The following is a 19,990-nucleotide window of genomic DNA, read 5'->3' on the forward strand; positions in this document are numbered from 1 at the left end:
AGGCAAAAGACAAGAATCCAAGGGAGAGCCGAGATGGCGCATATCGTAGAAGTGCCGGTGCTGGTGGTGGGCGCCGGGCCGGTCGGCGTGACGCTGGCCAATCTGCTGGGCAGTTATGGCGTGGAAACGCTGGTGCTGGAACGCAACCAGGACGTGCTGGACTATCCGCGCGCGGTGGGCCTGGACGACGAAGCCATGCGCACCTTTCAGAGCGCGGGCCTGGCCGATGAAATGCTGCGCGACATGATCCAGAACGTGCCCATGCGCATGTACACGCGGACCAAGCGCTGCTTTGCCGAGATCCTGCCGGCCACGCGCGAGTTCGGCTGGTATCGCCGCAATCTGTTTTCGCAGCCGCTGGGCGAACGCACCCTGCGCGCCGGTCTGCGGCGCTTTCCCCATGTGACGCTGGAACTGGGCAGCGAGCTGCTGTCGCTGGCGCAGGACGAGCGCGGCGTCACGGTGCGGGTGCGCGATGCCGAGGGCGCCGAGCGCGAGATCCGCACGCAATACCTGCTGGCCGCCGACGGCGGGCGCAGCACAGTGCGCGAACGCCTTCTGCAATTGCCCTTCGACGGCAATACGCATCCGCGCAAATGGGTGGTCATCGAATGCGACCAGGACCCGCTGGACGCCCCTTATACCGCGCTGCATTGCGAGCCGCGCCGCCCCTATGTCTGCCTGCGCCTGCCTTACGGCCTGCGGCGCTGGGAGTTCATGCTGTTTCCGGGCGAGGACGGCGAGCAGATGCTGCAGCCGGAAAAGGTGCAGGAACTGCTGCGCCATCACGTGGCCGACCCGGCCAGGTTGAACGTCATCCGCGCCCGCGTCTATACCCACAATTCCCGCGTGGCGCGTACTTTCGTCTCGGGCCGCGTCTGTCTGGCGGGCGACGCCGCGCACCTGACCCCGCCCTGGATCGGCCAGGGCCTGAACGCCGGTCTGCGTGACGCTTTCAACCTGGCCTGGAAGGTGGCCTGGATCGTGCAGGGCCGCCTGGACCCGGCAGCCTTGCAGAGCTACCACGACGAACGCCACAGCCATGCCCGCGCCATGATTTCGCTGGCCGACATGTTCGGCGCCATGCTGTCGCAGACCAACCCGGTACTGGCGGCGCTGCGCGACACGTTCTTCCTGTCGATCCGGAATATTCCGAAGATCCGCGACTATGTGCTGCAAATGAAGTTCAAACCCATGCCGCGCTATAGCCGCGGCGTGGTGGGCGACAGCGCCGACAAGACGCAGCGCGAGTGCATCGGCCGCATGTTCATCCAGCCGCTGGTGGAAGGCGAGAACGGCGCCACGCTGCGCCTGGACGAAGCGCTGGGCGCGGGCTTCGCGCTGATAGGCTGGCGCCGCGATCCGCGCGCAGGGCTGCCGCCGGTCCTGCGGGCGCAGCTGGACAAGCTGGGCTGCCGCTACGTGGCGGCGCAGCGCGCGCGCAGCGGCTGCGATCCCGACGAACTGCAAGCCGGCGCCTTGCCCGTGTTGCAGGACACGGAGAACGCGCTGCATTTCTGGTTCCAGCGCACCCGCGCGGACTGGGTGCTGGTGCGGCCGGACCGCTACGTCGCGGCGCTGGGCCGCAGCGCGGACGCCGCCGACGCCCTGGGTCGCTTCGCCGCCCGCTTCGTACCCGGGGCAACCCAGATGGCCGCGCAGCCGGCAGGCAAGCCGTCTCACGCGCCCGGGGCGATCCTGAACGGAGCGCAGCCATGAACGCACCGGTCCAGCCCGCGGGCAACCCGGTCCGCAACGTGCTGTTCATCATGTGCGACCAACTGCGCGCGGATCACCTTTCCTGTTATGGCGGAGCCGGCGCCTTGCGCACGCCCCACATCGACCGGCTGGCAAGCATGGGCGTTCAGTACGACCGCGCCTACGTGACGTCCGCGGTCTGCGGCCCGTCGCGCGCGTCCTACTACACCGGCCGCTATCCGCTGTCGCACCGCGTCACCTGGAACCGGGTGCCGCATCCGGTGGACGAATGGTGCCTGGGCGAATACCTGGCCCAGGCCGGACTGCCGCTGCACCTGCTGGGCAAGACGCACTTCGTGCCCGACCGCGCCGGATTGCGGGGCAAAGGCTATGCGGCCGAGGACGAGCAACGTTTCCTGCAAGGCGGCTTCGTGCCGATCGAGCGTTACGACGGCCATTTCGAACTGGCCAAGGACAGCCCATACCGCCGCTACCTGCGCGAACGCGGCTACGACAGCGAACGCCCCTGGGAAGACTACGTGGTGGGCAGCCAGGCGGCCGACGGCAGCATCGCCAGCGGCTGGCTGATGCGCAACGCGCCGCTGCCCGCCCGCGTGGACGCGGCGGATTCCGAGACGGCCTATCTCACGGACCGCGCACTGGACTTCATGCAGGGGCAGGGCGACAAGCCCTGGGCGCTGCATCTTTCCTACATCAAGCCGCACTGGCCGTACAAGGCGCCGGCGCCATACCACGCCATGTACGGCGCGGAAGACTGCGCGGCGCCCGTGCGCTCGCAGGCGGAGCGGGAGCGCCCCCATCCTGTGCATGGCGCCTACCAGCGGCTGGAAGAGTCGCAGTCCTTCGCCCGCGACGAAGTCTGGCGCAGCGTACGGCCGGTCTACATGGGGCTGGTCAAGCAGATCGACGACCAGATCGGTCGGGTGCTGGACTTCCTGGAGCGCAGCGGCCGGCTCAAGGACACGCTGATCCTCTTCACCTCCGACCACGGCGACCACCTGGGCGACCACTGGTTGGGCGAAAAGGAATACTTCTACGACAGCGCGATGCGCGTGCCTTGCCTGGTCTATGACCCGGCGCCGGCCGCCGACGCGACCCGCGGCAGCCGCAGCGACGCATTCGTCGAATGCATAGACGTCGTCCCCACGGTGCTGGAGGCGCTGGCGCTGCCGGGGCAAGAACACCGCATCGAGGGCCGCTCGCTGCTGCCGGGGATCCGCGGCGTGTCGGAGTCTGCGCCGTCCGCGCGCGAGTACGTGGTGGGCAGCCTGGACTACGCCTACCGCGAGGCGCGCCTGTTCCTGGGACGCGGCGAGCGCGAGTGCACCGGCCTGATGGTGCGCGACGAGCGCTACAAGTACCTGCATTGGCAGGGCTATCCCGCGCAATTGTTCGACCTGCGCGACGACCCGGGCGAGCTGCATGACCTGGGCGCCGATCCGGGCATGGCGCCGGTGGCGGCACGGATGCGCTCGGCGCTGCTGGACTGGCACGAAGGCCTCAAGCGCCGCGCCACCGAGACCGACGAGGAAGTACGCGAGCGCACGCATGCGCACGAACGGATGATGGGCATTCTGATCGGCCGCTGGTGAAGCGGACCGGTCCTGATCTGGATTTCCAGCCGCCCGGGTCCGTCCTGGCCCGGAGCGGCAACTCAGTCGCCGGACTATTCCGGGAAACGACATATACAAGGGGAAGTACCATGGGATCGCCGTACCGTTGTTGTTTGCAACCCGTCTTGTGGGCCGCGCTGGCGCTAGTGCCGGCCGGCCAGGCCGCGGCCCAGTCCTGGCCGTCGGACACCGTGAAGATCGTGGTGCCGTATCCGCCCGGCACCGAACCCGACGTGCTGGCGCGCGACCTGGGCAACCGCCTCTTCAAAGAGAGCGGCAAGACCGTGGTGGTGGAAAACCGCCCCGGCGCCAACGCCATCATCGGCAGCGATTACGTCGCCAAGGCGGCGGGTGACGGCAATACGCTGCTGATGGTCGACCGCCTGGCGCTCGAGACCAATCCCTTCCTGTACGCCAAGGTGCCGTACCGGTGGCAGGAGGATTTCAAGCCCGTCACCGACCTGGGCCAGGTGCAGCTTTACGTGGCGGTCAGCAATGCCTTTCCGGCCAAGACCTACAAGGAGTTCATCGACTACGCCCGGGCCAATCCGCAACGCATCAACGTCGGCACCGGCGGCCAGGGCCACGTGAACCATCTGGGCATGGCCATGCTGGCCGGCGCCGAAGGCGTGCAGTTCACCTATGTGCCGTTCAAGGGCGTGGCGCCGGCCATGACCGCGACCATGGCTGGCGACGTGGACAGCGTCATGGCTGGCGGCCTGGCGGTGTCGGAACAGTACAAGGCCGGCAAGATCCGCGTGCTGGTCGCCGGCGCTTCGCAGCGGGCGGCGATGATGCCCGACGTGCCGACGCTGCAGGAAGCGGGCGGCAAGGCCGGCAGCATCCCGTCCACGGTCTTTACCCTGTTCGCTCCCGGCAAGACGCCGGACGAGCTGGTGGCGCGGATCAACCAGGCGGTGACGGCGGTCACGGCGGATCCGGCGTTTCGCCAGACCTACGAAGCGCGTGGCCTGCTGGTGCGCGGCTCCACGCCCCAGGCCACGCTGGCTGCCATGAAGGAAGAGGCCGGCCGCTATGAAACCCTGATCAAGTCCGCTGGCATCAAGCCGGATTGAGCACGCGTCCCGGCGCCGCCGCGGGTGGCGTCCGGGGACGTGGAAACGCCGGGGCCGGCGCTATAGCGCCGCCAACAGCCGTTCCAGGAATGCATCGCACTCGGCGAGTTGCGCGCGCGAGATGAATTCGTCGGGCTTGTGGGCTTGCGTGATGGATCCCGGACCGCACACCACCACGGGGACGTCCAGGTGCCGGGTGAACAGCCCGCCCTCGGTGCCGAAAGCCACCTTGGTCTTGCCGGTCCCGGCGGGCAGCAGGGATTCCACGAAACGCACGGCCTCGCTGGCCGGATGCGTGTCCAGCCCCGGATAGGCGTTGATCTGCTCTATCCGGATATCCGCGGCGGGCGCACGCAGGCGCGCCTGATCGCGGATGTCCTCGGCCGCCTGGCGCAAGGGCGCAAGCAGCGCGTCGGGATCGTCCTGGGCCAGATGCCGGATCTCGAAGTCGACCGCGCATTCGTTGGGCACGATGTTCAAGGCGCGTCCGCCGTGGATGCAGCCCGCGTGGACGGTTGCATAGGGCACCTCATAGGCCGGGTCGCGCGCGCCATGGGCTTGCAGCTCGTCCTGCAGGGCGCGCATGGCGCCGACCATGTCGCACGCCAGATGGATGGCGTTCAGCGCCCGCGGCGCCAGCGCGGAATGGCCTTCGAGTCCCTGGCAGACGGCGCGCAAGGCCATCTTGCCCTTATGGCCGGTGGCGATCTGCATGGAGGTCGGTTCGCCCACGATGCACAGCGCGGGCCGGGTGGGCGCCATTTCCATGACGTCCAGCAGCCGGCGCACGCCGACGCAGCCGATCTCCTCGTCGTAGGACAGCGCCAGTTGCAGCGGCCGCCGCAACGGACGCTTGCTGGCCAGCAGCATCGCGTTGACGGCACAGGCCACGAAGCCCTTCATGTCCGCTGCGCCGCGGCCATACAAGAGCCCGTTGCGCTCGGTCAGCGCGAAGGGCGGCACGGTCCAGGCCTGTCCGGCGGCGGGCACCACGTCGGTATGTCCCGACAGCAGCACGCCCGGAACATCGGCGGGGCCGACGGACGCGTGCAGGTTGGCGCGGGTGCCGTCGTCGCTGCGCACCAGCGTGCAGGCAATGCCGTGCGCCGCCAGCAGTTCGCGCACGGCCTCGATCAGCGCCAGGTTGGGCGTGAGGGTCACCGTGTCGAAGGCGATCAGGCGCGCCAGCAGCGCCTCGGAAGCGGTAGGCATGGCGTTGCCGCCTCAGCCCGGAATGACCGCGGTCACGTCGATTTCCACCAGCCATTCGGGCCGTGCCAGGGCCGAGACCACGATACCGGTGGAGACGGGGAACACGCCCTTGAGCCAGCGGCCAACCACGTTGTAGACCTCTTCGCGGTAGCGCACGTCGACCAGATAGACGGTGAGCTTGCATATGTGCGAGAGTTCGCTGCCGCATTCCTGCAGCAGCATGGCGACGTTGGCCATGGCTTTTTCGGCCTGGGCGGCCACGTCGCCGACGCCCACCGATTCCCGGGTGTCCAGGTCCTGGCCGATCTGGCCGCGCAGGAACACGGTGTTGCCGGCGATCACGGCTTGGCACAGGTCGTTGTCCAGGCGTTGTTCGGGATAGGTTTGGCGAGTATTGAATTTGCGGATGCGGGTGTGGGCCATATTGAGTCCTGATGCGGGCGGATGGATCTGGCGGCTATCCGGCCGTCAGTGGGGAAGGATCTTGGAAAGAAAACGGCGCGCCTGGGGGCTGGCCGCGTCGCGGAAGAAGCTGTCCGTGGGGCAGTCCTCGATGATGGCGCCGTCTTCCATGAAGACCACGCGATTGGCCACGCGGCGCGCAAAGCCCATCTCATGGGTGACGACCATCATGGTCATGCCTTCCTCGGCCAGCTCCACCATCACGTCCAGCACTTCATTGACCATCTCGGGGTCCAGCGCGGAGGTCGGTTCGTCAAACAGCATGGCCATCGGATCCATCGAGAGCGCGCGGGCGATGGCTACGCGCTGCTGCTGGCCGCCGGACAGCTGGCCCGGATGCTTGCCGGCATGGGCGGACAGGCCCACGCGTTCCAGCAGCGCGCCGGCCTTGGCGCGGGCCGAGCCGATATCCCGCCCCAGCACGATCTGCTGCGCCAGGGTCAGGTTGCGCATGATGTCCAGGTGCGGAAACAGCTCGAAGTGCTGGAACACCATGCCGACCTTGGTGCGCAGCTTGGGCAGGTCGGTGGCGCCCGTCACCGAGGCGCCGTCGATCAGGATGTCGCCTGCCTGGATCGGTTCGAGCGCGTTGACGGTCTTGATGAGGGTGGATTTGCCGGAGCCGGACGGCCCGCAGACCACCACGATCTCGCCCCGGTTCACGCGCGTCGAGCATTGCTTGAGCACCTGGTGGCTGCCGTAGAACTTGTCCACGCCGCGGATTTCGATGATGGGGGCGGGCGCGTTCATTTGTCGTAATGCCCTGCGCGGATGGACGCGCCGATGAGATTGAGGATCAGCCGGCCGGCCGTGATGCAGGAAATCTGGTTCAGGTCCTTTTCGGGCTGGATTTCGACGATGTCCATGCCCACCACGCGGCCCTTGCGCACCAGGCCGTGGATCAGCTTGCGGGCCTGGACGAAGGTGACGCCGCCCGGGGCCGGGCCGGCGACCGCCGGCATGGTGGCGGGATCCATGCCGTCGGCGTCGATGGTCAGGTAGTAATTGCCGCCGTCCGGAATGCGCTCGAGCACCGCGTCCATGCCGATGTCATGCAGTTCGTACGCGGTGACCAGTTCGGCGCCATAGGCGCGCGCCGCTTCCAGCTCTTCGGGGCGGCCGCTGCCCTGGGCGCGCAGGCCGATCTGGATGATGCGGTCCACGTGCGCCATTTCGGAGGCGCGCCGGATAGGGCTGGACAACCCGTCACGCACGCCGTTGACGTCGTCGCGCCAGTCCAGGTGGGCGTCGATGTGCACCAGCGTGATCGGACCCTGCTGGTCCAGGCCGCGCAGGACGGGCGTGGTGATGCCGTGGTCGCCGCCCAGCACGATGGGCACGGCGCCCGCGGCGGCGATGCGCCGCACCGCGGCCTCGGCGCGTTCATAGTGTTCGCCGCGGGGCTTGGACAGGTCGGGGATGATGTCGCCGCAATCCACGAAGCGGATGTCGTCGCGGCCTTGCAGCAGCGGCCCGTCGATGTCGAAATCGTAGTGCCCTGGGCGGCGCACCACGCGGTCGGTCGCCTGGCGGATCGCCGTGGGCGCATTGGTCTGGTCGTTGCTGAAGTCCGCGGCCGAATAGGGCGAGCCGTAGGGCATGCCCAGCACGGCGACATCGGCCTGCAGGTTTTCCAGGTCCAGCGCCAGCGTGGAGTACAGCAGGGTGGGGTGGCCGGTGCGGGGAGGGACCGTATAGGTGCTCATGTTCTCGTTTCCTTGATGGTGGGAGGATCAGGCCTGGCGCGTCTTGCGGCGGACCAGGGTTTCCAGGCGGCGGCCCGTGCCGGCCATCAGCACGCTGCACACCCAGTAGATGAGGGCGGTGGTGCCCAGCACTTCCAGGTAGGCGAAGGTGTTGGCCGTGAGCAGATTGCTCTGGTAAGTCATTTCCGGCAGGCTCATCACCGAGAAGATCGCCGAGTCCTTGAACATCATGATGACCAGGCTGGTGGTGGGCGGGATGAGAAAGCCGAACAGCTGGGGCACGACGATGTGGCGCTGCGTCTGCCAGTAGGTCATGCCCAGCGACAGGGCGGCGCTGGTCTGGCCGCGCGGCACGCTCTTCAACGCGGCGCGCAGCACCTCGCAGAAGTAGCCGCCGGTGTAGAAGGCGGTGCAGCCGATGGCGACCGACATCGCCGAGGCCGGCACCCCCAGCTTGGGCAGGCCGAAGAACGACAGGTACACGAGGATCAGGTACGGGATGTTGCGCACCAGTTCGACGTAGGCCAGGGCCACTGGCCGCAGCAGGCTGCGCGACTGCGCGGCATAGGCCGCGATCGTGCCGATCAGGATGCCCAGCGGAATTCCGATGAGACTGACCAGGGCGGTGATCCGCAGGCCCTTGAGCAGGACCGGGACGGACTGCCCGACGATGGAGAGATCAATGGGCATTGGGCAGCATCCTGGACACGCGGCGCTCGCACAGGCGCGAGGCGGCCGACAGGCAGAAAAGAATGATGAAGTACACCGCGGCCGTCACGGTGAACACCTGCAGCGGCAGGTCGCTTTGCAGCGTGGCGTTGCGCGCCACGGTGGCCAGCTCCGGAACGGCGATGATGGACATCAGCGACGAGGCCTTCAGCAGTATGGTGAGTTCGCTGGTCAGGGGCGGGATGGCGCGGTAGAACACCTGCGGCAGCAGCACGTGGCGCCAGATCTGCCGGCTGCGCATGCCCAGCGCGCGCGCGGCCGCCACCTGGCCGGACGACAGCGTGCCCAGCGCCCCGCGCAGGATCTCGACGATGTAGGCGCTGGTGTTGCAGGCCAGCGCGCCGATCCCGGCCGCCAGCGGCGACACGGAGATGCCCAGCAGGGGCGGCACCACGTAGTAGGCGATCAGCATATGGATGAGCGCGGGCGTGCCGCGTATGGCGCTGACCCAGAACATGACTAGCCCGCGCAAGGGCGCGTAGGGGGACAGGCGCGCCAGCAGCAGCGCGACCCCCAGGCAGATGCCGATGGCGAACGCCGCCACCGATGCCGCCAGGGTGATCGCCGTGCCCGAGACGACGCCGTGCAGGAACGGCGCCAGGGCGCCGTTCTGATTCAACCAATCCAGCATGGGAGGTCCGCCTAGATCGCGCCGTCAGGCAGGTAGTTGGCGCGCGGCGTGTCCATGGGGGCGCCGAACCACTTCTTCTGCAGCTCCAGCAGTTGGTTGCTGGCGCGCAGTTCGTCGAAGGTGTCGTTGATGAACTGGCGGATCTCCAGGTCCTTGGGGTTGGCGACCCATGCCAGCAGCTTGGCCTGGCCGATCTCGCCGGCGATGCGGAACGCTCCCGGCTGCTTGCGCATCTGCACGGCCGCGATGTTCGAGGGCATCAGCGCCACGTCCACGGTCTTGTTGGCCAAGGCGTTGGAGACGTCCGGGTAGGCCTGGAACAGCTTGGTGTCGGCATAGCCCTTGCCGTTCTTTTCCTTCAGCCGCTTTTCGAATTCTTCGGCCACCGGCTGGGAAGACGAGCCCATCTGGGTCCCGATGATCTTGCCGGCGATATCCATGTCCTGCTTGATGGACGCATCGTCCACCCGCACCATCAGCACCGAACGCACCACGCCCACGGGCTGGGTGAAGGCGAAGCGGCGGGCGCGTTCGGGGGTGATGCCCACGCTGGTCGCGACAAAATCGAACTTGCGCGACATCAGGCCCGGCAACAGACCCTGGAACGGCAGGTTCATCTGTTCCAGCTGCACGCCGAGCTTGGCCGCCATCAGCTGGAGCACGTCGTGCCCATAGCCCACGACCTTGCCGTTCTCGACGAATTCGAACGGTTCGTAGGCGGCTTCTGTGCCCACGGTCAGCTTGCCGCGCTTCTTGATGTCGGCCAGCGATCCGCCCTCGGCGTAGGACAGCGAGGGCAGGGCCAGCGCGGCCCCGGCTGCGAGCGTAGTCGCGACAAAACGCCTTCTGGACAGGTTCTGCATGATTTTTCCCTTGTATGTCGTCATGGTTCCGGCACTGGGCCGGCGGATATCCCTTGCGGAATGTGCCGGGGTCTGCGCCCCTGGACGCCAGTGCTGGACCCACTGTATCTGCCGGGTTGGGTTGTGAAAAATGATTTTTTTAGTGGTATGGTTTCGAAAACCGATACCTTTTCAGAGCCGCCGCCTTGTCCCGTCCCGAGTTCACCGAACGCGACCTGCGTTCCCTGCGGATCTTCTGCGCCGTGGCCCAGGCCAACGGCTTCGCGGCGGCGGAAAAACAGCTGCACATGTCCAAGGCGTCCATCAGCCGGCACGTGCGCGAGGTCGAGGAAACCCTGGGCGTGCGGCTGTGCGACCGCGGCCCCTCGGGCTTTGAACTCACGCAAGCCGGCAAGGTCGCCCTGGAGCTGGCCCGCGATGCCCTGAAATCGCTGGAGCGGATCCGTCCCGAAATCGACGCGGTGCGCGGCGTGCTGTCGGGCACCCTGTCCATCGGCATGGTCGAGCACGTCATCACCGACGCCGACTGCCATATCCCGGAAGCCCTGGCGGCCATGCGCGTCGAGGCGCCCGACGTCAAGGTCGAACTCACCGTCATGACCTTCAACGAGCTGGACCAGGCGCTGCGCGAGCGGCGGGTGCAGGTCGCCATCCGCGGCATGTACCGGCGGGAAAGCGGCTTCAACTATCAGCGGCTGTTCATCGAGCGCCACCAGATCTTCGTGGCGCGCGGCAGCGTGCGCCAGGCCCGCGACCTGCCGCTGGTCTACCGTTCGCACCCATTCGTGCACGACGCGCTGGGCGTTTACGGCTTTGCCCGCGGGCCGGAGGCCACCGGGCTGGAGGCCATCGCCATGCTGGTGTCGTCCGGTCACTGCGTGGGCCTGCTACCCGCCCACTACGCAGATTCGGTCTCGCGCCGCCACGCCCTGACCCGCCTGCCGGGCGGACCCACCTACGAAAACACCCTCTGCGCGATCACCGAGGTGTCGCGCCCGGGCTCGCGCGCCGTGGAACTGTTCCTGCGCCTGCTGGAGCGTTTCCACCCGGCGCAATAGCGCACGCCAGCCCGGGTCCGCGCCCGCGGTCGCGGGGGAGGCTAAAATACCGGCTCGCGGCTTTTTGACTGGCCATTCCGGCATTCTTCATTCTTGCGCCCGGCGCATCCATAACGATGAAAAAACTGACAGCTGTACTCCTCGCTTCCGCAACCGCGCTGCTGACCGCTTGCGGTCCCAGCGACAATGCGCCCGCCGCCAGCGCGCAGGCGCCTGCCGCCGCCAAGAAGGTCGTGGTTGGCCTGGATGACAACTTCCCGCCGATGGGTTTCCGCGATTCGAACAACCAGATCGTCGGTTTTGACATCGACATGGCCAAGGAAGCCAGCAAGCGCCTGGGCCTGGAAGTGGAGTTCAAGCCCATCGACTGGAGCGCCAAGGAAGCCGAACTCAACGGCAAGCGCGTCGACGTGCTGTGGAACGGCCTGACCATCACCGAAGAGCGCAAGAAGAACATCAGCTTCACCGCGCCCTACATGGCCAACCACCAGATCATCATCGTCGGCAACGCCTCGCCCGTGAAGCTCAAGGCTGACCTGGCGGGCAAGGTCGTGGGCGCCCAGGACGGCAGCAGCGCCACCGACGCCATCGCCAAGGACCCGGTCGCGGCCCAGATCAAGGAAGTCAAGAAGTTCGGCGACAACGTCACCGCGCTGATGGACCTGGCCGCCGGCCGCCTGGACGCCATCGTGGTGGACGAAGTGGTGGGCCGCTACCTGATCAGCAAGCGCGCCGGCGAATACCGCGTCCTGGACGAGAACTTCGGCACCGAAGACTACGGCGTCGGCGTGCGCAAGGACGACACCGAGCTGCTGGGCAAGCTGGATAAGACCCTGGACTCGATGAAGCAGGACGGCACCGCCGGCCGCATCGCCACCCAGTGGTTCGGCGCCAACATCATCAAGTAAGGGGCGGGCGGCGTCCGCGGCCATTGGGCCCGGGCGTCCCGGCCTGTATTTCGCAGCCCGCCGCGGCGCCATGCGCCAGGCGGGCTTACTCATGAAACGATCTTGCCCTGGCGTCCGCGGACGCTGACGGCGTGAACCCAAGCATGGACTACGTACTCTCCCTATTGGGGCCACTGGCGCAAGGCGCGAAAGTCACCTTGACGCTGTTTTTCATCACGCTGGCGCTGGCCGTCCCGCTGGGCCTGGTGCTGGCGCTGGTGCGGATTTCCAAATGGCGGCTGGCCAGCAGCCTGGTCAACGGTTACATCTGGCTCATGCGCGGCACGCCGCTGATGCTGCAGATGCTGTTCATCTACTTCGCGCTGCCGTTCGTGCCTGTGATCGGCATCCGTCTGCCGGACTTTCCCGCCGCCGTGGTGGCCTTCGCGCTGAACTACGCGGCCTATTTCGCCGAGATCTTCCGCGCCGGCATCCAGTCGGTGGACCGCGGCCAGTACGAGGGCAGCAAGGTCCTGGGCATGACTTATCTGCAGACCCTGCGCCGCATCGTGCTGCCGCAGATGGTGCAACGGGTGCTGCCGCCCATGAGCAACGAGACCATCACGCTGGTCAAGGACACCTCGCTCATCTACGTGCTGGCGCTCAACGACATCCTGCGCACGGCGCGCGGCATCGTGCAGCGCGACTTCACGACCACGCCGTTCCTGGTTGCCGCCGCCTTCTATCTCATCATGACGCTGATCCTGACGTGGTTCTTCCAGCACATGGAAAAGCGCTATGCCAAATATGACCAGTAATTCTCCGTCCGCGCGTCCCGTCATGATCGAGGCCCGCGAAATCATCAAGTCGTTCGGCTCCAACCGCGTGCTGGACCGGGTGTCGCTGACCCTGGGCCAGGGCGAAGTGGTGGCGGTGATCGGACCGTCCGGCTCCGGCAAGAGCACCTTCCTGCGCTGCCTGAACCACCTGGAAACCATCGACGAGGGCAGCATCGAGGTCGAAGGCGAGGCCATGGCCCGCGCCGTGCCGGGCGGACGCAGCCAGTACGCCAGCGACGCCGACGTGCGCCGTATCTGCCGCAAGATGGGCATGGTGTTCCAGTCGTTCAACCTGTTCCCGCACATGACCGTGCTGCAGAACATCATCGAGGCGCCCATTACCGTCAAGGGGATGAGCCGCGCCCAGATCGTTCCCAAGGCGGAAGAGCTGCTGCGCAAGGTCGGCCTGCTGAACAAGCGCGACAACTATCCGACGCGCCTGTCCGGCGGCCAGAAGCAGCGCGTGGCGATCGCCCGCGCGCTGGCCATGGAGCCGGACATCATGTTGTTCGACGAGCCCACCTCGGCGCTGGACCCGGAACTGACCGGCGAAGTGCTGCGCACCATGAAGCAGCTGGCCGACGAACGCATGACCATGCTGGTCGTCACTCATGAAATGGGCTTTGCGCGCGAAGTCGCGCACCGGGTCATCTTCATGGACGAAGGCCGCATCATCGAGGAAGCGCCTTCGGCGGATTTCTTCCGCGCCCCGCAAGAGGCGCGCAGCCGCGAGTTCCTGGCGCATATGCTCTGAGGCGTCTGCGTTGCAGGACAAGGCCCGCTCAGGCGGGCTTTTTCATTTCTCAGCGGTGCTTGTCATTGCCGGGAGGTGCCCAGGGAAGAGCAGACCGTCTCTGCGATGAGCGCAAAGGGCAGCTTCTGGGCGCTGCGCGGGAGCTGGGCGGAACGGAAGCCGTCGGCCAGCCAGTCCTCCACGGTATGTTCCGGCCGCTCTTGCGGGGAGGCCGCCGCCACCGTCTTGGGTACGGAGATGGCAAGCAACAAGGACTCCTTTTTCGCGTAGTACCTGGCGGTGGAGGAAAAGCCTTCTGGTCCGTAGTCGGTGATGCTGCCGCCGATCCACAACTCGATGTCGATGGTTCCCAGGCCGTTGACGGACAGGTCCGCCAACGCGGACTTCAGCTTCGGCCGAAGCTGGACGATGCTGGCGAGCCAGGCGGCTCCGGCCTCGGGACCGCCCATTCTGCAACTCAAGGAAACTTCCATCGATACTCCTGAAAAGGCAGACAGGCTGCAATGCGCGGCGCGCCATCGCCGCATGTTACGCGGCAGCCCAGGGGTACTTGAGAGTAACGCATCGCCGATGTGGCTCCAGGAGCAGGGCGGCGCCAGGCGCTAAGATCTCTATCCATGCCGAACACCACCATCGACGCCCACCCGCTGCTCAGGCTGCGCGGTATTTACAGCGAACGCCTCTCTCCCGTCAGCCTGGATCTCGCCGCGGGCGAGTGCGCAGCCATCATGGGTCCTTCGGGCTCAGGCAAATCCCTGTTGCTGCGCCAGGCCGCCGATCTGGACCCCGGGCATGGCGAGGCCTTGCTGGATGGCCGGCCGCGCTCGGGCATGCGGGGCTACGAATGGCGCCGGCAGGTCATGTACTGCCAGGCCGAGGCCGGCTGGTGGGACGACCTGGTCGCGCGGCATTTCACGGACCGCGCCCGGGCCTTGGCCATCATGCAACGCCTGGGGCTGTCCGCGGACAAGCTGGACGCCTTGGTGCATGAACTGTCCACGGGCGAACGCCAGCGCCTGGGCCTGGTGCGCGCATTGGCGCTGGCGCCGCGCGTGCTGCTGCTGGACGAGCCGACCGCGGCGCTGGACCAGGCGGCCACGGACCAGGTCGAAGCGGAGCTGCGGCGCTACCTGGAGGGCGGGGCGGGGATCCTGATGGTGACCCATAGTCCAGCCCAGGCCGAACGGCTTGCGCGGCGTTCCTGGCGCATGGAACAAGGCAGGTTGGAGCCGCTATGGACGTGATCAAACTGCAGGCCTCGGACCTGGCCATTGCCTCGCTGCTGGTGCTGCTCAGCGCCGGGATTTCCTTCGCCTTGCGCCTGAACCTGCAGCGACAGGTACTGTGGGCCGCGCTACGCACCGTGGTGCAGCTGCTGCTGGTCGGCCACATTCTGCGCATCCTGTTCGCGCACGCCGCCCCCTGGCTGACGGCGCTGGTGGTGGCGGTGATGATGGCGCTGGCGGCCAGGGAGGTCGCCGCGCGCCCGAAGGCCAGGCTGACGCAACGCGGAAACGGCTGGGTCGGCGCGATGGCGGTGGCGGGGACCACGGTCATCACGGTGCTGTTCATCCTGAACACGGCGCTGCGTCCGGACCCCTGGTACGACCCGCGCTACACCATCGCGCTGATCGGCATCGTGCTGGGCAGCGTGCTCAACGCCGCCAGCCTGGCGCTGGACGGGGTGCTGTCCGGCGCTCGCCGGGAAAAGCTGGCGATCGAGGCGAGGCTGGCGCTGGGCGCGACCGTGCACGAGGCATTTTCGTCCTTGCTGCGCGAATCGGTGCGGCGCGGCATCGTGCCCAGCATCAACCAGATGTCGGCCGCCGGCATCATCACGCTGCCGGGCATCATGACCGGGCAGATCATCGCCGGCATGGATCCGATCGAGGCCGCCAAGTACCAGATCCTGCTGATGTTCCTGCTGTGCGGCGCCAGCGGCATGGCGGCGATCGCCGCAGCCTACGGCGCCATGCGCCGCCTGACCGACGAGCGCGGGCGGCTCAGGCTAGACCGGCTGCATCCGTCCTAGGAAGCGGCGGCTTTTCCGGAAATTTCATGAAAGCTTGACGCGCGCTTGGCGATACTGCGCGAAATCTTGCATTTTCCTGAACCTTTCCCGGATCCCCATGCCTTTTGCTTCCCATTCCGCGGCGCCCCCGCAGCAGCTTGCTTCCGCTCAGCGCAGCCTCTCTGAGCGCGCCTTGCCGGAGCGCCGGGCATGAGCGTTTCCATGACCGCATCGATGGCGCCTGCGGCGCGCCGCGCTGCCTTTCCAGGCTGGCTGGTGCTGGCGTGCCTGGCTCTCTGGCTGGGGGCGCTGGCCTGGGCCCGCTGGCTGACCTTGCCCGACGAAGGCCGTTACGCCGGAGTGGCCTGGGAGATGTTGCGCAGCGGCTCGCCGATGGTGCCGCTGCTTGACGGCATGCCGTACTTCCACAAGCCGCCGCTGTATTACTGGCTGGCCCAGATCAGCTATGTGCTGTTCGGCGTGCACGAATTCAGTGCGCGGCTGCCTTCGCTGCTGGGCGCCTGGAGCGCGGGCGCCGGGCTCTATGCCTTCGTGGCGCGCTACCGCAATGCCGCGCAAGCGCGCTGGGCCGTGGTGATCCTGGGCATGATGCCGCTGTTCTTCGGCGCCGCCCAGTTCGCCAATATGGACATGCTGGTGGCCAGCATGATCACGCTGTGCGTGCTGGCAGCCGCCGACACCGTCTTGCGCCGCGCCGCGGGGCGCCCGTTCCGCGCGATGTCGGTGGCCACGGGCGTGCTGGCTGCGCTGGCGGTGCTGGCCAAGGGACTGATCGGAGTGGCGCTGCCCGGCGCCATCGTGCTGGCCTGGCTGCTGCTGCGCCGCGACTGGCCCGGCGTGCGCGCCTTGCTGTGGGTGCCAGCCTTGCTGGGGTTCGCGGCAGTGGCGGTGCCCTGGTTCTGGCTGATGGAGCTGCGCTATCCCGGCTTCTACCAGTACTTCTTCGTCTACCAGCAGTTCGAGCGTTTTTCGCAGGGAGGCTTCAACAACGCGCAGCCGTTCTGGTTCTACCTCCCCATCGTGGCGGGGTTGGCGCTGCCGTGGTCGATTTGGGGCGCGTCGGTCTTCAGGCCGTCTTACTGGCGCGAGACCGATCCGCAGGGCCTGCGCCGCCTGGCGGCGATCTGGATGGCGGTCGTGATCGTGTTCTTTTCCATCCCGCATTCCAAGCTGATCGGCTATGTGCTGCCGGTGTTTCCGCCGCTGGCGTTCCTGGTCAGCGAGCGTATCGCGCCTGCCTGGGCGGCGGGCAAGCGCAGGGGCGTCTGGATCGCCGCCGCGGTGTCGGCCGTGATCTGCCTGGCCGCGGTCATCGTCGGGGCGTCGAATCCGCGCGGCAGCGCGGGGCCGCAGGCGCGGGAACTGCGCCGCGAAATGCAGCCGCAAGACATACAGGTCGCGCTGCATGCGTTGCCCTTCGACCTGGGTTTCTATACCCAGGCCCGCGAGCCCGCCTGGATCGTCGACGACTGGCGGAACCCCGATATCCCCAAGCGGGACAACTGGCGCAAGGAGCTGTACGACGCGGCGCAATTCGATCCGGCCACGGGCAAGCGCGTGCTGATCGACGACCAGGACTTGCGTCTGCGCATGTGCGAGGCCGCCGACGGGGCGCGTTTCTGGATCTGGGGCCAGAAGGAGGACGGCGGACGATATCCCGTACTCAACGGCGTGGCCGCGCGGCTTGCAAGCGAGAAGCGGAGTATTTGGCGCATCGACGTGGACGCGGCGTTCCGCCAGCGTGCGTGCGCCGGTCTGCCGTCCGCCAATCCGACCCCAATGCCGCAGCCCGGGCCCTGAACCCGAGCGCATGAAAAAAGGCCGGCAGCCCGAGGGCTGCCGGCCTTTTCCTTGCCGCTATGCGCGGCAGGCGCTTAGCCGATCGAGGCCAGGGCCTGGTTCAGCGTGGCGCTGGGGCGCATGGCCTGGCTGGCGAGGGCTTCGTTGGGCTGGTAGTAGCCGCCGATGTCGACGGGCTTGCCCTGGGCAGCCTTCAGTTCGGCCAGGATCTTGTCCTCGCCGTCGGCCAGCGCGCGGGCCGGCGCCGCGAACAGGGCAGCCAGTTCGCGGTCGTCAGTCTGCGCGGCCACGGCCTGGGCCCAGTACATGGCCAGGTAGTAGTGGCTGCCGCGGTTGTCCAGGCCGCCGACCTTGCGCTCGGGCGACTTGTTCTCGTCCAGGAACTTGGCGGTCGCCAGGTCCAGGGTCTTGGCCAGGACCTGTGCGCGGGCGTTGCCGTAGCTGCGGCCCAGGTGGTCCAGCGATTCTGCCAGGGCCATGAACTCGCCCAGCGAATCCCAGCGCAGGAAGCCTTCTTCCAGGAACTGTTGCACGTGCTTGGGCGCGGAACCGCCCGCGCCCGTTTCAAACAGGCCGCCGCCGGCGACCAGCGGCACGATCGACAGCATCTTGGCGCTGGTGCCCAGTTCCATGATGGGGAACAGGTCGGTCAGGTAGTCGCGCAGCACGTTGCCGGTCACCGAGATGGTGTCCAGGCCTTCGCGGATGCGCTTGACCGAGAACTTGGTGGCTTCCACCGGGCTCAGGATGCGCAGATCCAGGCCGCTGGTGTCGTGGTCCTTCAGGTAGTGCTTGACCTTGGCGATGATCTGCGCGTCGTGGGCGCGGTTTTCGTCCAGCCAGAACACGGCGGGCGTCTTGGTGGCGCGGGCGCGCGTGACGGCCAGCTTGACCCAGTCCTGCACGGCGGCGTCCTTGGTCTGGCACATGCGCCAGAGGTCGCCGGCTTCGACGGCCTGTTCCAGCAGCACCTTGCCCGAAGCGTCGGTGACGCGCACGGTGCCGGCAGCCGGGATGACGAAGGTCTTGTTGTGCGAGCCGTATTCCTCGGCGGCCTGGGCCATCAGGCCGACGTTGGGCACGCTGCCCATCGTGACCGGGTTGTAGGCGCCATTGCGCTTGCAGTCTTCGATGACGGCCTGGTAGACGCCGGCGTAGCTGCGGTCGGGGATCACGGCCTTGGCGTCCTGCAGGTTGCCTTCGGCGTTCCACATCTTGCCCGAGTCGCGGATCATGGCGGGCATGGACGCGTCGACGATGACGTCGCTGGGCACGTGCAGGTTGGTGATGCCGCGGTCGGAGTTCACCATGGCCAGCTGCGGCAGGGTCTTGTAGCCGGCGTCGATGTCAGCGGTGATCTCGGCCTGCTTGTCGGCCGGCAGGGACTGGATCTTGGCGTACAGGTCGCCGATGCCGTTGTTGGGATCGAAGCCCGCTTGCTTGAGCGCGTCGGCGTGCTTGGCCAGCACGTCCTTGTAGAACACGGACACGACGTGGCCGAAGATGACCGGGTCGGAGACCTTCATCATCGTGGCTTTCAGGTGCACCGAGAACAGCACGCCGGTGGCGCGGGCATCGTCGATCTGGGCTTGCAGGAAGGACTTCAGCTTGGCCGTGGACAGCACGGCGGCGTCGATGATCTCGCCGGCCTTGACCGGGGTCTTTTCCTTCAGGACGGTCTTCGCGCCGTCGGCGGCGGTCAGTTCGATCTTGACGTCGCCGGCTTCCGAAATCAGCGCCGACTTTTCGGTGCCGTAGAAGTCGCCTTCGCTCATGTGGGCGACGTGCGACTTGGAGTCAGCCGACCAGGCGCCCATCTTGTGCGGGTGCTTGCGGGCGTAGTTCTTGACGGACAGCGGGGCGCGGCGGTCGGAGTTGCCTTCGCGCAGGACCGGGTTCACGGCGCTGCCCTTGACCTTGTCGTAGCGGGCCTTGACGTCGCGCTCGGTGTCGTTGGCGGGGGCGTCCGGGTAGTCGGGCAGCTTGTAGCCCTGGTCCTGGAGTTCCTTGATGGCCGCCTTCAGCTGCGGCATGGACGCGCTGATGTTGGGCAGCTTGATGATGTTGGCTTCGGGCTGCACGGCGAGGGCGCCGAGTTCCGACAGGGCATCGCCCAGTTTCTGGCTGTCTTCGAGGTAGTCGGGGAAGACCGAGATGATGCGGCCGGCCAGCGAGATGTCGCGGGTCTCGACCGTGATGCCTGCGGGCTTTGCGAAAGCCTGGACGATGGGCAGCAGCGAACGGGTTGCAAGCGCCGGAGCTTCATCGGTGAGGGTATAGATAATCTTCGGAGTAAGAGACATGATCCTTGAATCTGTTCGGCAGGCGCTAGGCGCAAACCCGAACATGCTATGCGGCCAGAAGCCGGTAGATGTTGTCGGAGAGTGGGTTCGTATGGGCAAGCACGCGGACGCGTCCAGGACCTGGTCGGAAGGCGTATACCCAACATGGCTGGCGCCTGCCCTTTTTTGATTTGGGGAAGTGCGACTGCCACGAACCTTCCATTGTAATACCGCGCTACGCCTGCTGCGCAGCAAAAACCCGCGGATTCGGCCGGGATGTGGCCATAATGGCGCCAAATTAAACGGGGACATATTAAATCAGGCGCG

The 19,990-nt window shown here is 67.0% G+C and carries 19 protein-coding genes; 10 read left to right on the forward strand and 9 right to left on the reverse strand.

Annotated features, from left to right (window positions below; all coding sequences use genetic code 11):
• The first annotated feature begins 33 nt into the window (after positions 1-33).
• The 3 genes from IB259_RS04405 to IB259_RS04415 all read left to right on the forward strand — a co-directional run bounded on the left by IB259_RS04405 (position 34) and on the right by IB259_RS04415 (position 4,408).
• Positions 34-1,719 (forward strand): bifunctional 3-(3-hydroxy-phenyl)propionate/3-hydroxycinnamic acid hydroxylase, encoded by a 1,686-nt coding sequence (locus IB259_RS04405; RefSeq protein ID WP_192327727.1) that lies wholly within the window; start codon positions 34-36, stop codon positions 1,717-1,719.
• Positions 1,716-3,311: a sulfatase-like hydrolase/transferase gene (locus IB259_RS04410; protein WP_192327730.1), complete on the forward strand. Its 1,596-nt coding sequence runs from the start codon at positions 1,716-1,718 to the stop codon at positions 3,309-3,311. The genes IB259_RS04405 and IB259_RS04410 overlap by 4 nt, the downstream gene beginning before the upstream one ends.
• A 134-nt stretch (positions 3,312-3,445) precedes the next feature.
• Positions 3,446-4,408 (forward strand): tripartite tricarboxylate transporter substrate binding protein, encoded by a 963-nt coding sequence (locus IB259_RS04415; RefSeq protein ID WP_225596774.1) that lies wholly within the window; start codon positions 3,446-3,448, stop codon positions 4,406-4,408.
• Positions 4,409-4,468: 60 nt separating this feature from the next.
• Here IB259_RS04415 and argE read toward each other — a convergent pair whose 3' ends face one another.
• From argE to IB259_RS04450, 7 genes are read right to left on the reverse strand one after another with little or no spacing between them, the layout of a single operon-like run.
• Positions 4,469-5,620, reverse strand: a complete 1,152-nt coding sequence (argE, locus tag IB259_RS04420) for an acetylornithine deacetylase (protein WP_054454564.1) — start codon at positions 5,618-5,620, stop codon at positions 4,469-4,471.
• 12 nt (positions 5,621-5,632) lie between these two features.
• Entirely contained in the window at positions 5,633-6,043 is a 411-nt protein-coding gene (locus IB259_RS04425) for a RidA family protein (protein WP_119451512.1), read from the reverse strand.
• A 45-nt stretch (positions 6,044-6,088) separates the two neighbouring features.
• Positions 6,089-6,814, reverse strand: coding sequence for an amino acid ABC transporter ATP-binding protein (locus tag IB259_RS04430; protein ID WP_054454887.1), 726 nt, complete (start codon positions 6,812-6,814; stop codon positions 6,089-6,091).
• 14 nt (positions 6,815-6,828) lie between these two features.
• The gene (locus IB259_RS04435) at positions 6,829-7,788 is read right to left on the reverse strand and encodes an agmatinase (RefSeq protein ID WP_054454560.1); all 960 of its coding nucleotides are present in this window, start codon (positions 7,786-7,788) and stop codon (positions 6,829-6,831) included.
• A 27-nt stretch (positions 7,789-7,815) separates the two neighbouring features.
• Positions 7,816-8,478, reverse strand: a complete 663-nt coding sequence (locus IB259_RS04440) for an amino acid ABC transporter permease (RefSeq protein WP_088140317.1) — start codon at positions 8,476-8,478, stop codon at positions 7,816-7,818.
• On the reverse strand, positions 8,468-9,148 hold the full coding sequence (locus tag IB259_RS04445; protein ID WP_192327736.1) for an amino acid ABC transporter permease: 681 nt from the start codon (positions 9,146-9,148) through the stop codon (positions 8,468-8,470). Before IB259_RS04445 ends, IB259_RS04440 begins: the two co-directional genes overlap by 11 nt.
• An 11-nt stretch (positions 9,149-9,159) precedes the next feature.
• Positions 9,160-10,011 carry a transporter substrate-binding domain-containing protein gene (locus IB259_RS04450; RefSeq protein ID WP_119451510.1) on the reverse strand — a complete coding sequence of 284 codons (852 nt, stop codon included), beginning with the start codon at positions 10,009-10,011 and terminating at the stop codon, positions 9,160-9,162.
• Positions 10,012-10,196: 185 nt separating this feature from the next.
• On the opposite strand from IB259_RS04450, the gene IB259_RS04455 reads away from it, so the two are divergent.
• The 4 genes from IB259_RS04455 to IB259_RS04470 all read left to right on the forward strand — a co-directional run bounded on the left by IB259_RS04455 (position 10,197) and on the right by IB259_RS04470 (position 13,549).
• Positions 10,197-11,069, forward strand: a complete 873-nt coding sequence (locus IB259_RS04455; RefSeq protein ID WP_054454549.1) for a LysR family transcriptional regulator — start codon at positions 10,197-10,199, stop codon at positions 11,067-11,069.
• 116 nt (positions 11,070-11,185) lie between these two features.
• The gene (locus tag IB259_RS04460; RefSeq protein WP_054454547.1) at positions 11,186-11,977 is read left to right on the forward strand and encodes an amino acid ABC transporter substrate-binding protein; all 792 of its coding nucleotides are present in this window, start codon (positions 11,186-11,188) and stop codon (positions 11,975-11,977) included.
• A 143-nt stretch (positions 11,978-12,120) separates the two neighbouring features.
• Positions 12,121-12,774, forward strand: coding sequence for an amino acid ABC transporter permease (locus tag IB259_RS04465; RefSeq protein ID WP_054454544.1), 654 nt, complete (start codon positions 12,121-12,123; stop codon positions 12,772-12,774).
• A 22-nt stretch (positions 12,775-12,796) separates the two neighbouring features.
• On the forward strand, positions 12,797-13,549 hold the full coding sequence (locus IB259_RS04470) for an amino acid ABC transporter ATP-binding protein (protein WP_054454542.1): 753 nt from the start codon (positions 12,797-12,799) through the stop codon (positions 13,547-13,549).
• Between the two features lie 62 nt (positions 13,550-13,611).
• Here IB259_RS04470 and IB259_RS04475 read toward each other — a convergent pair whose 3' ends face one another.
• Entirely contained in the window at positions 13,612-14,022 is a 411-nt protein-coding gene (locus IB259_RS04475) for a hypothetical protein (RefSeq protein WP_147400278.1), read from the reverse strand.
• A 144-nt stretch (positions 14,023-14,166) separates the two neighbouring features.
• On the opposite strand from IB259_RS04475, the gene IB259_RS04480 reads away from it, so the two are divergent.
• The 3 genes from IB259_RS04480 (at position 14,167) to IB259_RS04490 (ending at position 17,381) form a co-directional block, all read left to right on the forward strand.
• Entirely contained in the window at positions 14,167-14,793 is a 627-nt protein-coding gene (locus tag IB259_RS04480) for an ATP-binding cassette domain-containing protein (protein WP_192327740.1), read from the forward strand.
• The gene (fetB, locus tag IB259_RS04485; protein ID WP_192327743.1) at positions 14,784-15,581 is read left to right on the forward strand and encodes an iron export ABC transporter permease subunit FetB; all 798 of its coding nucleotides are present in this window, start codon (positions 14,784-14,786) and stop codon (positions 15,579-15,581) included. Before IB259_RS04480 ends, fetB begins: the two co-directional genes overlap by 10 nt.
• 189 nt (positions 15,582-15,770) lie before the next feature.
• Positions 15,771-17,381: a glycosyltransferase family 39 protein gene (locus IB259_RS04490; protein ID WP_192327747.1), complete on the forward strand. Its 1,611-nt coding sequence runs from the start codon at positions 15,771-15,773 to the stop codon at positions 17,379-17,381.
• A gap of 74 nt (positions 17,382-17,455) precedes the next feature.
• Here IB259_RS04490 and IB259_RS04495 read toward each other — a convergent pair whose 3' ends face one another.
• Positions 17,456-19,684, reverse strand: coding sequence for an NADP-dependent isocitrate dehydrogenase (locus IB259_RS04495; RefSeq protein WP_054454512.1), 2,229 nt, complete (start codon positions 19,682-19,684; stop codon positions 17,456-17,458).
• Positions 19,685-19,990 lie beyond the last annotated feature (306 nt).

The sequence above is a fragment of the Achromobacter sp. ACM04 genome, from assembly GCF_014851465.1.
Lineage (GTDB): Bacteria > Pseudomonadota > Gammaproteobacteria > Burkholderiales > Burkholderiaceae_B > Achromobacter > Achromobacter aegrifaciens.

Excerpts from the sequence above, each read along its gene's own strand:
- IB259_RS04460 (WP_054454547.1), top strand. The coding sequence starts at position 11,186 with ATGAAAAAACTGACAGCTGTACTCCTCGCTTCCGCAACCGCGCTGCTG.
- IB259_RS04480 (WP_192327740.1), top strand. The coding sequence starts at position 14,167 with ATGCCGAACACCACCATCGACGCCCACCCGCTGCTCAGGCTGCGCGGT.
- IB259_RS04445 (WP_192327736.1), bottom strand. The coding sequence starts at position 9,148 with ATGCTGGATTGGTTGAATCAGAACGGCGCCCTGGCGCCGTTCCTGCAC.
- IB259_RS04475 (WP_147400278.1), bottom strand. The coding sequence starts at position 14,022 with ATGGAAGTTTCCTTGAGTTGCAGAATGGGCGGTCCCGAGGCCGGAGCC.
- IB259_RS04450 (WP_119451510.1), bottom strand. The coding sequence starts at position 10,011 with ATGCAGAACCTGTCCAGAAGGCGTTTTGTCGCGACTACGCTCGCAGCC.
- IB259_RS04490 (WP_192327747.1), top strand. The coding sequence starts at position 15,771 with ATGAGCGTTTCCATGACCGCATCGATGGCGCCTGCGGCGCGCCGCGCT.
- IB259_RS04495 (WP_054454512.1), bottom strand. The coding sequence starts at position 19,684 with ATGTCTCTTACTCCGAAGATTATCTATACCCTCACCGATGAAGCTCCG.
- argE (WP_054454564.1), bottom strand. The coding sequence starts at position 5,620 with ATGCCTACCGCTTCCGAGGCGCTGCTGGCGCGCCTGATCGCCTTCGAC.
- IB259_RS04410 (WP_192327730.1), top strand. The coding sequence starts at position 1,716 with ATGAACGCACCGGTCCAGCCCGCGGGCAACCCGGTCCGCAACGTGCTG.
- fetB (WP_192327743.1), top strand. The coding sequence starts at position 14,784 with ATGGACGTGATCAAACTGCAGGCCTCGGACCTGGCCATTGCCTCGCTG.
- IB259_RS04425 (WP_119451512.1), bottom strand. The coding sequence starts at position 6,043 with ATGGCCCACACCCGCATCCGCAAATTCAATACTCGCCAAACCTATCCC.
- IB259_RS04435 (WP_054454560.1), bottom strand. The coding sequence starts at position 7,788 with ATGAGCACCTATACGGTCCCTCCCCGCACCGGCCACCCCACCCTGCTG.
- IB259_RS04405 (WP_192327727.1), top strand. The coding sequence starts at position 34 with ATGGCGCATATCGTAGAAGTGCCGGTGCTGGTGGTGGGCGCCGGGCCG.
- IB259_RS04465 (WP_054454544.1), top strand. The coding sequence starts at position 12,121 with ATGGACTACGTACTCTCCCTATTGGGGCCACTGGCGCAAGGCGCGAAA.
- IB259_RS04470 (WP_054454542.1), top strand. The coding sequence starts at position 12,797 with ATGATCGAGGCCCGCGAAATCATCAAGTCGTTCGGCTCCAACCGCGTG.
- IB259_RS04440 (WP_088140317.1), bottom strand. The coding sequence starts at position 8,478 with ATGCCCATTGATCTCTCCATCGTCGGGCAGTCCGTCCCGGTCCTGCTC.